The organism is Streptomyces sp. NPDC057654 (assembly GCF_042800135.1).
Classification (GTDB): domain Bacteria; phylum Actinomycetota; class Actinomycetes; order Streptomycetales; family Streptomycetaceae; genus Streptomyces.
In genome coordinates this window covers 1-10,130 of sequence record NZ_JBHVHQ010000248.1, presented here as the reverse complement: position 1 = coordinate 10,130, position 10,130 = coordinate 1, and the positions used below count along the sequence as shown (strand labels likewise).

Genomic DNA, 10,130 nt, shown 5'->3' with positions numbered 1-10,130 from the left:
GCGAAGCGCTCAGCGTGAGGCGCTCAGCGCTGCTCCACGGGGATGAAGTCACGCTCGACGATGCCCGTGTAGATCTGGCGCGGGCGGCCGATGCGGGAACCCGGCTCCTTGATCATCTCGTGCCACTGGGCGATCCAGCCGGGCAGCCGGCCGAGCGCGAAGAGCACGGTGAACATCTCGGTCGGGAAGCCCATGGCCCGGTAGATCAGACCGGTGTAGAAGTCGACGTTCGGGTAGAGCTTGCGCTCCACGAAGTAGTCGTCGGCCAGCGCGTGCTCTTCGAGCTTGAGCGCGATGTCGAGCAGCTCGTCGTCCTTGCCCAGGGCGGAGAGGACGTCGTGCGCGGCGGCCTTGATGATCTTCGCCCGGGGGTCGAAGTTCTTGTAGACGCGGTGCCCGAAGCCCATGAGCTTCACGCCGTCTTCCTTGTTCTTCACCTTGCGGATGAAGGTGTCGACGTCGCCGCCGGACTGCTGGATGCCTTCCAGCATCTCCAGCACCGACTGGTTGGCGCCGCCGTGCAGCGGGCCCCACAGCGCGTTGATGCCCGCCGAGATGGAGGCGAACAGGTTGGCCTGCGAGGAGCCGACGAGCCGCACCGTCGACGTGGAGCAGTTCTGCTCGTGGTCGGCGTGCAGGATCAGCAGCTTGTCCAGCGCACTGGCCACGACCGGGTCCAGGTCGTAGTCGGCGGCGGGCACCGAGAAGGTCATGCGCAGGAAGTTCTCGACATAGCCGAGGTCGTTGCGCGGGTAGACGACGGGCTGGCCCATCGACTTCTTGAACGCGTACGCCGCGATGGTCGGCAGCTTGGCCAGCAGCCGGATCGTGGACAGGTGGCGCTGCTTCTCGTCGAACGGGTTGTGGCTGTCCTGGTAGAACGTGGACAGCGCGCTGACCACGGACGACAGCATCGCCATCGGGTGCGCGTCGCGCGGGAAGCCGTCGTAGAACCGCTTCACGTCCTCGTGCAGCAGCGTGTGCTGGGTGATCTCGCCCTTGAACGTCGACAGCTCGTCGACGGTCGGCAGCTCACCGTTGATCAGCAGGAACGCCGTCTCCAGGAACGTGCTGTGCTCCGCCAGCTGCTCGATCGGGTAGCCGCGGTAGCGCAGGATGCCCTGCTCGCCGTCGAGGTAGGTGATCGCCGATTTGTACGCGGCGGTGTTGCCGTAACCGCTGTCCAGGGTCACCAGACCGGTCTGGGCGCGAAGCTTGCCGATATCGAAGCCCTGGTCGCCGACGGTGCTGTCGACCACCGGGTAGGTGTATTCGCCGTCCCCGTACCGCAGTACTACAGAGTTGTCGCTCACGTCATCCCTCACCGACGTTGTGCCTCTTCTTCGAGGTGCCCTGACTCCCTCTACCTTCCCCCATTTGGACCATGCACGTGCACTCGGGGTCGGCCAAAGGGCCTATGCGCGGCACTCAGTGCCGCCTAGCCTGCCCATACTGCCCCCTTCGCCCCACTTGGGGAAACCTGGGGACGCTCAGGAGTCTGTTGAATATTTATGCATCGCGTATGCCACCGCCGAGCCGGTGGTCCAGCGCGGTACACCGCCTACCCGCGGATACCGTCCGCACCGCCTGGCCCAGCGCTTTTCTGGAACCCACCAGCACCACGAGCCGCTTCGCCCGAGTCACGGCGGTATACAGCAGATTGCGCTGGAGCATCATCCACGCCCCGGTGGTGACGGGGATCACCACCGCCGGGTACTCGCTGCCCTGCGAGCGGTGGATCGTCACCGCGTACGCGTGCGCCAGCTCGTCCAGCTCGTCGAAGTCGTACGGCACCTCCTCGTCCTCGTCCGTCCGCACCGTCAGCCGCTGCTCCTCCGCGTTCAGCCCGGTGACGACGCCGACCGTGCCGTTGAAGACGCCGTTCTCCCCCTTCTCGTAGTTGTTGCGGATCTGGGTGACCTTGTCGCCCACCCGGAAGACCCGGCCGCCGAACCGGCGCTCCGGCAGATCCGGCCGGGCGGGCGTGATCGCCTGCTGAAGCAGCCCGTTGAGCGTCCCCGCCCCCGCCGGCCCCCGGTGCATGGGGGCCAGCACCTGCACGTCCCGGCGCGGATCGAGGCCGAACTTCGCGGGGATGCGCCGCGCCGCCACGTCCACCGTCAGCCGCCCCGCCTCCTCGGTGTCGTCCTCGGCGAAGAGGAAGAAGTCCGCCAGCCCCTGGGTGATGGGCGGCGCACCCGAGTTGATGCGGTGCGCGTTGGTCACCACGCCGGACTGCTGCGCCTGCCGGAAGATCCGCTTCAGCCGCACGGACGGCACCGGCCCGCCCTCCGCGAGCAGATCACGCAGCACCTCCCCGGCCCCGACCGACGGCAGCTGGTCCACATCCCCGACGAGCAGCAGATGCGCGCCCGGCGCGACCGCCTTGATCAGCTTGTTGGCGAGCAGCAGATCCAGCATCGACGCCTCGTCGACCACCACCAGATCGGCGTCCAGCGGCCGCTCCTTGTCGTACGCGGCGTCGCCGCCGGGCTTCAGCTCCAGCAGCCGGTGCACCGTGCCGGCCTCGGCCCCGGTCAGCTCCGAGAGCCGCTTGGCGGCCCGGCCGGTCGGCGCGGCCAGCACCACCTTGGCCTTCTTGGCGCGGGCCAGCTCCACCACCGACCGCACGGTGAAGGACTTGCCGCACCCCGGGCCGCCGGTCAGCACCGCGACCTTCTCCGTCAGCGCGAGCCGCACCGCCTCCCGCTGCTCGGGCGCCAGCTCGGCCCCCGTACGGTCCGCGAGCCAGGCCAGCGCCTTGTCCCACTCCACCGCGCGGAAGGCGGGCAGCCGCTCCTCCTCCGCCCGCAGCAGCCGCCGCAGCTGACCGGCCAGGGACAGCTCGGCCCGGTGGAAGGGGACGAGATAGACCGCGGTGACGGGCTGCCCGTCCGGTCCGGGCACGCTCTCGCGGACCACCCCCTCCTCGTCGGCGGCCAGTTCGCCGAGGCAGTCGATGACCAGACCCGTGTCGACCTGGAGCAGTTTGACCGCGTCGGCGATCAGCCGCTCCTCCGGGAGATAGCAGTGCCCTTGATCCGTGGACTGTGAAAGGGCGTACTGGAGACCGGCCTTGACCCGCTCGGGGCTGTCATGCGGAATACCGACGGACTGGGCGATCCGGTCGGCGGTCAGGAAGCCGATGCCCCAGACATCGGCCGCCAGCCGGTAGGGCTCGTTGCGCACGACGGAGATGGAGGCGTCGCCATACTTCTTATAGATGCGCACCGCGATGGAGGTGGAGACGCCGACCCCCTGGAGGAAGACCATGACCTCCTTGATGGCCTTCTGCTCCTCCCACGCCGCCGCGATCATCTTCGTGCGCTTCGGACCGAGTCCGGGCACCTCGACGAGGCGTCCCGGCTCCTGCTCGATGACGTCGAGCGTGTCCGTGCCGAAGTGCTCCGTGATGCGGTCGGCGATCCTCGGCCCGATGCCCTTGATCAGACCGGAGCCCAGATAGCGGCGGATGCCCTGAATGGTGGCGGGCAGCACGGTCGTGTAGTTCTCGACCGTGAACTGGCGGCCGAACTGCGGGTGGGAGCCCCAGCGGCCCTCCATCCGCAGCGACTCCCCCGGCTGCGCGCCGAGCAGCGAGCCGACCACCGTGAGGAGGTCGCCGCCGCCACGGCCGGTGTCCACACGGGCGACCGTGTAGCCGTTCTCCTCGTTGGCGTAGGTGATCCGTTCCAAAACCGCTTCGAGCACCGCTTGCTGGGACATGGCACGACGGTACCGCCGGGCCCGGACACTCGTGCGGGCCTGTGGATAACTTCCGGGAGCCGCCGCTCCGCTTCCGCGGCGAACCCCTCCGACCAGCCATTTCGCCGACAGCCCCGGCGGCGGGTGCATCGCCCTGGCCGCCCGCCCCGTCAAGCGCCGCCACCGCGGCGAACCCGAAGGGAGTGCCCGTTGACGAACTGTCCGGAGCCGGTGAACGGACCGGCCCCCGCAGAGCTCCTCCGCTTGGATGGCGTCCGCAAGACCTTCCCCGGCGTCGTCGCGCTCGACGGCGTCGACTTCGACCTGCGCGCCGGTGAGGTGCACGTCCTGCTCGGCGAGAACGGCGCGGGCAAGTCCACGCTCGTCAAGATGGTCTCCGGCGCCCACCGCCCGGACGCCGGCCGCATCCTCGTCGGCGGCGAGCCCGTACGCATCCACGGCGCGCAGGACGCCGAGCGGCACGGCATCGCCGCCATCCACCAGGAGTTCAACCTCGTACCCGACCTGAGCGTCGCCGAGAACATCTTCCTCGGCCGCCAGCCCCGCCGCCTCGGCTTCATCGACCGCAAGGCGATGGAGCGCGCCGCCGCCGACCTGCTCGGCCGGGTCGGCGTCGACGTCCCGCCGCGCACCCGCGTACGCGAACTGGGCATCGCCCGGCTCCAGATGGTCGAGATCGCCAAGGCACTCTCCCTCGACGCCCGCGTCCTGATCATGGACGAGCCGACCGCCGTGCTCACCGCCGACGAAGGGGAAAAGCTCTTCCGGATCGTCCGGACCCTGCGCGGGAACGGTGTCGGCGTCGTCTTCATCACCCACCACCTGGAGGAGATCGCCGCTCTCGGCGACCGCGTCACCGTCCTGCGCGACGGCCGCAGCGTCGCCCAGGTCCCGGCCGGCACCCCGCACGACGAACTGGTGCGGCTGATGGTCGGCCGCTCCATCGAGGCCCAGTACCCGCGCGAGAGCACCGGCGCCGAACCGGCCGCGGCCCCTCTTCTGCGCGTGGCGGGCCTCACCCGGAGCGGCAGCTTCCAGGACATCGCCTTCGAGGTGCGGCCCGGCGAGGTCGTGGGCCTGGCCGGGCTGGTCGGCGCGGGCCGCACCGAGGTCGTACGAGCCGTGTTCGGCGCCGATCCGTACGACGCGGGGACCGTCGAGATGGCGGGCCGGCCGCTGCCCCGGCACGACGTCAACGCCGCGCTGGAGGCCGGGATCGGCCTCGTACCGGAGGACCGCAAGGGCCAGGGCCTCCTCCCGGACGCCTCCGTGCACGACAACCTCAACCTGGTCACCCTCGGCCGCGCCACCCGCGCGGGCTTCGTGGACCGGGCCGGACGGCGGCGGGCCACGGCCGAGATCGCCGAGCGGCTCGGGGTCCGGATGGCCTCCCTCGACCAGCACGTACGGACCCTGTCCGGCGGCAATCAGCAGAAGGTCGTCATCGGCAAGTGGCTGCTGGCCGCCTCGAAGCTGCTGATCCTCGACGAGCCGACGCGCGGCGTCGACGTCGGCGCGAAAGTCGAGATCTACCGCCTCATCAACGAACTGACGGCCTCCGGCCACGCGGTCCTGATGGTCTCCAGCGACCTCCCCGAGGTGCTGGGCATGAGCGACCGGGTCCTGGTCATGGCCCAGGGCCGGATCGCGGGCGAGCTCGCCGCCGGGGACGCCACGCAGGACGCCGTGATGGCCCTGGCCGTACGGACCCGGCCGGACGAGGCGAAAGAAAGAGAAGGGGAGGGCTTCCGTGGCCGCTGACACTCTGATGGGCGACCGCCCTACGGGCGCGGCCCCGGTGCTGCGCCGGGTGCTGCTCGACAACGGCGCGCTGAGCGCCCTGGCGGTGCTGGTGGTGGCGCTGTCGCTGCTGTCCGGCGACTTCCTGACCACCCAGAACCTGCTGAACGTCGGCGTGCAGGCCGCCGTCACCGCGATCCTCGCGTTCGGCGTCACCTTCGTCATCGTCTCGGCGGGCATCGACCTGTCGGTCGGTTCGGTGGCCGCGCTGTCCGCCACCGTGCTCGCCTGGACGGCGACCTCCCAGGGACTGCCCGTATGGCTGGCGGTCGTCCTCGCCGTCGGTACGGGCATCGCCTGCGGCCTGGCCAGCGGCGCGCTGATCGCGTTCGGCAAGCTGCCGCCGTTCATCGCGACGCTCGCGATGCTCTCCATAGGGCGCGGCCTCGCGCTGGTCGTCTCCCAGGGGAGCCCGATCTCCGTTCCCGACGCCGTCTCCGGCCTCGGCGACACGCTCGGCGGCTGGCTGCCCGTACCGGTCATCGTGATGGTCGCGGTCGGCGTCGTCACGGCGGTCGTGCTGGCCCGTACGTACATCGGCCGCGCCATGTACGCGATCGGCGGCAACGAGGAGGCGGCGCGGCTCTCCGGCATCCGCGTGGGGCGCCAGAAGCTCGTGATCTACGCCCTGTCGGGTGCCTTCGCGGCCGTCGCGGGCATCGTCCTCGCCTCCCGGCTCTCCTCGGCGCAGCCGCAGGCGGCGTACGGCTACGAGCTGGACGCCATCGCGGCGGTCGTCATCGGCGGGGCCAGCCTCTCGGGCGGCGTCGGCAAGGCGTCCGGCACGTTCGTCGGCGCGCTGATCCTCGCCGTCCTCCGCAACGGTCTCAACCTGCTGTCCGTGTCCGCCTTCTGGCAGCAGGTCGTCATCGGCGCGGTCATCGCGCTGGCCGTGCTCCTAGACACGCTGCGCCGCCGCGCCGGCGCCTCCCCGGCCCCCGCGGGCGCGTCCGGGCCCGGCCGCGGGCCGCTGCGCGGGCGGCCGGTGAAGATCGCGACCGGCGCGGCGGCCGTGGCGGCGGTGGCGCTGGCCGCGGTGTTCCTGCGGCCCGGCTCGTCGGGCTCGGAGACCAAGGTCGGGCTGTCGCTGTCGACGCTCAACAACCCCTTCTTCGTGCAGCTGAAGGCGGGCGCGCAGGCCGAGGCCGAGCGGTCCGGGGTCGAACTGACCGTCACCGACGCCCAGAACGACGCCTCCCAGCAGGCCAACCAGGTCCAGAACTTCACCAGTCAGGGCGTCAAGGCCATGATCGTGAACCCGGTGGACTCGGACGCCGCGGGCCCGTCCGTCACGGCCGCGGGCCAGGCGGACATCCCCGTCGTCGCCGCCGACCGGGGCGTCGACAAGGCGTCCGTCGACACCCTCGTGGCCTCCGACAACGTCGCGGGCGGCAGGCTGGCCGCGAAGACCCTCGCGGAACAGCTGAACGGCGAGGGCACCATCCTGGTCCTCCAGGGAACGGCCGGGACCTCGGCCTCCCGCGAGCGCGGCCAGGGCTTCCGGGAGGGGTTGAAGGCGTACCCCGGCGTCAAGGTCGCCGCCCGGCAGCCCGCGGACTTCGACCGCGTCAAGGGACTGGACGTGACGACCAACCTCCTCCAGGCGCACCCGGACGTGACCGGCGTCTTCGCCGAGAACGACGAGATGGGGCTGGGCGCGGTCAAGGCCCTGGGCGCCAAGGCCGGCAAGTCCGTGAAGGTCGTCGCCTTCGACGGCACCCCGGAGGGGCTCAAGGCGGTTGAGGACGGCTCGATGGCCGCGACCGTCGCGCAGCAGCCGAAGGAGCTGGGCAGGCTGGCCGTGCGCAACGCCGTCAGACTGACCAAGGGGGAGAAGGTCGGCGAGTCGGTGAAGGTGCCGGTGAAGGTCGTCACCGCGAAGAACGTCGCGGACTTCTCCTGAGGCACTTCTCTGAGGCCCTTCTCTTGAGGCGCTTCTCCTGAAACCTCCGCCCGCTGTCTTTATCTATGCGAGAGGAACACATCACCATGCACGGCGCGCACCGCTACGACCTGCTGGTCGTCGGCTCGGCCAATGCCGACCTGGTGGTCGGCGTCGAACGCCGCCCCCTGGCCGGTGAGACCGTACTCGGCTCGGACCTGGTCACCCATCCGGGCGGCAAAGGCGCGAACCAGGCCGTGGCCGCCGCCCGGCTCGGCGCCCGTACGGCCCTGCTCGCCCGGGTCGGCGACGACGCGCACGGCAGGCTGCTGCTGGACGCGCAGCGCGCGGCGGGCGTCGAGACCGGCGGCGTCCTCGTCGGCGGCGCACCCACCGGCGTCGCGCTGATCACCGTCGACCCATCCGGCGACAACAGCATCGTCGTCTCCCCCGGGGCCAACGCCCGGCTCTCGCCCGAGGACGTACGGGCGTCCGGCGACCTGCTCGCGGCGGCGCGGGTCGTCTCCCTCCAGCTGGAGATCCCGCTGGACACGGTCGCCGAGACGGTACGGGCAGCGGGCCCCGGAACCCGCGTCGTCCTCAACCCGTCGCCGCCCGCGCCGCTGCCCGACGATGTGCTGGCGGCCTGCGACCCGCTCATCGTCAACGAGCACGAGGCCCGCTATCTGCTCGACGGTCACCCGGCGGGGGCCTCCGACGAGCCCGAGGCGTGGGCCGCGGCCCTCCTGGAGCGCGGCCCCCGGTCCGTGGTGGTCACTCTGGGAGCGGCGGGCGCGCTCCTCGCGGAGGCGAACGATGCAGATGGAGGAGGTAAAGAGGCGGCGGTCCGGGTGCCCGGCATCAAGGTGGCGGCGGTGGACACCACCGGCGCGGGCGACGCCTTCACGGCGGCCCTGGCCTGGCGGCTGGGCGCCGGCGACGGCCTGGAGGCGGCGGTCCGCTTCGCCACGCGGGTCGCGGCGGCGGCCGTGACGCGGGCCGGGGCCCAGGAGTCCTATCCGGCGGAGGGAGACGAGCTGCCCGGCGGCGACGTGCCGTCCTGACGCCCGTCGTTGATGACTGCGCTGTGGAGCCTGACACCGCATCATGCGGTGCCGGGCTCCACGGCTTTGATCCCCTCCCCAGCCCCCGGCCCTTGACCCCGCCCCTAGGATCCAAGGGCGTCCCCGCGCCTGACCAGGCGTCATTCCCGTACGGAAGTGGATCCGCCATGCCGACAGTCGCCGGAGTGGACTCCTCCACTCAGTCCTGCAAGGTCGTCGTCTGCGACGCCGACACCGGAGAAGTGCTGCACCAGGGCCGGGCCTCGCACCCGGACGGCACCGAGGTCGACCCGGAGGCGTGGTGGCAGGCGCTCCTCGCCGCGGGCGACGGGCTGCTCGCGGACGTGGACGCCGTCGCGGTCGCGGGCCAGCAGCACGGGCTGGTCGCCCTGGACGGCCAGGGGACGCCGGTGCGCGACGCGCTGCTGTGGAACGACACGCGTTCCGCGGGGGCCGCGGCCGATCTCGTGGCCGAACTCGGCGGCCCGCAGCGGTGGGCCGAGGCCGTCGGCACCGTGCCGCTCGCGGCCATCACCGTGTCCAAGCTGCGCTGGATGGCCGAGCACGAGAGCGCTCTCGCCGACCGCACGGCGCAGGTGATGCTGCCGCACGACTGGCTGACGTGGCGGCTGCGCGGCGGCCCCGGCTCGGGCGCCGAACCGGTCACCGACCGCGGCGACGCCTCCGGCACGGGCTACTGGTCCCCGGCCGCCGGGGACTACCGCCGCGACCTCCTCTCACTGGCCTTCGGCGGCCGCTCCCCCGCACTGCCGCGCGTACTGGCCCCGTACGAGAGCGCGGGCCGCACCCCGTACGGCGCGCTGGTCGCGCCCGGCACCGGCGACAACATGGGCGCGGCGCTGGGGCTCGGCATCGGGCCGGGGGACGTGGTCGTCTCGCTGGGCACCAGCGGCACGGTCTTCGCGGTATCCGAGGAGCCCACGGCGGACCCGTCCGGCGCGGTCGCCGGTTTCGCGGACGCCACCGGCCGCTTCCTGCCGCTGGTGTGCACGCTGAACGCAGCCCGGGTGCTCAGTTCGACCGCCCGGATGATCGGTACCGGCCTCGGCGACATCGACCTCCTCGCCCGTACGGCCGAGCCGGGCGCGGACGGTCTGGTCTTCCTCCCCTATCTGGGCGGCGAGCGCACGCCCAATCTGCCGGACGCCGCGGGCAGCCTGCTGGGCCTGCGCACCGGCAACATGCGGCCGCCGCAGCTCGCGCGGGCGGCGGTGGAGGGGATGCTGTGCAACATGGCCGAGGCGCTGGACGAGTTGCGCGGCCGGGGCGTCGAGGCGCGCCGGGTGCTGCTCATCGGCGGCGCCGCGAAGGCCCCGGTGGTGGGCGAGATCGCCGCCGAGATCTTCGGGGCGCCGGTCACGGTGCCCGAGCCCGAGGAGTACGTGGCGCTCGGCGCGGCCCGCCAGGCCGCCTGGGCGCTGGCCGGCGCCCCCGAGCCGCCGTCGTGGCCGCTCACCGGCGAACGGCTGATCCCGGCCCCGGTCGACGGCGAGCCGGGCCGCCGGGTCCGGGCGGCGTACGCGCGGGCGCGCGCGTCGATGCACGGCTGACGCCCGCTGGCGCCTGCTGAGGGCGCACAGCCGCCGTCGGCGCCATGCGAAGAATCGAGCCGATGTGTACGAGCCAATGTGTACGAC

6 protein-coding genes are annotated in these 10,130 nt (G+C 72.0%); 4 read left to right on the top strand and 2 right to left on the bottom strand.

What is annotated here, in order from left to right; all coding sequences use genetic code 11:
- Window positions 1-23 precede the first annotated feature (23 nt).
- Window positions 24-1,313 (bottom strand): citrate synthase, encoded by a 1,290-nt coding sequence (locus ACFU99_RS19720; protein ID WP_363130839.1) that lies wholly within the window; start codon window positions 1,311-1,313, stop codon window positions 24-26.
- A 196-nt stretch (window positions 1,314-1,509) separates the two neighbouring features.
- Window positions 1,510-3,726, bottom strand: coding sequence for an ATP-dependent RecD-like DNA helicase (locus tag ACFU99_RS19715; protein WP_384393586.1), 2,217 nt, complete (start codon window positions 3,724-3,726; stop codon window positions 1,510-1,512).
- A 189-nt stretch (window positions 3,727-3,915) separates the two neighbouring features.
- Between ACFU99_RS19715 and ACFU99_RS19710 the strand changes: the two genes are divergently transcribed.
- From ACFU99_RS19710 to xylB, 4 genes are all read left to right on the top strand, one after another.
- Complete coding sequence (locus ACFU99_RS19710) at window positions 3,916-5,487, top strand: sugar ABC transporter ATP-binding protein (RefSeq protein ID WP_384393583.1); 1,572 nt, start codon at window positions 3,916-3,918, stop codon at window positions 5,485-5,487.
- Window positions 5,477-7,429, top strand: a complete 1,953-nt coding sequence (locus ACFU99_RS19705; protein WP_384393580.1) for a substrate-binding domain-containing protein — start codon at window positions 5,477-5,479, stop codon at window positions 7,427-7,429. The genes ACFU99_RS19710 and ACFU99_RS19705 overlap by 11 nt, the downstream gene beginning before the upstream one ends.
- Window positions 7,430-7,515: 86 nt before the next feature.
- Window positions 7,516-8,472, top strand: a complete 957-nt coding sequence (locus ACFU99_RS19700; RefSeq protein WP_384393577.1) for a ribokinase — start codon at window positions 7,516-7,518, stop codon at window positions 8,470-8,472.
- A gap of 167 nt (window positions 8,473-8,639) precedes the next feature.
- Complete coding sequence (xylB, locus tag ACFU99_RS19695; protein WP_384393574.1) at window positions 8,640-10,043, top strand: xylulokinase; 1,404 nt, start codon at window positions 8,640-8,642, stop codon at window positions 10,041-10,043.
- Window positions 10,044-10,130 lie beyond the last annotated feature (87 nt).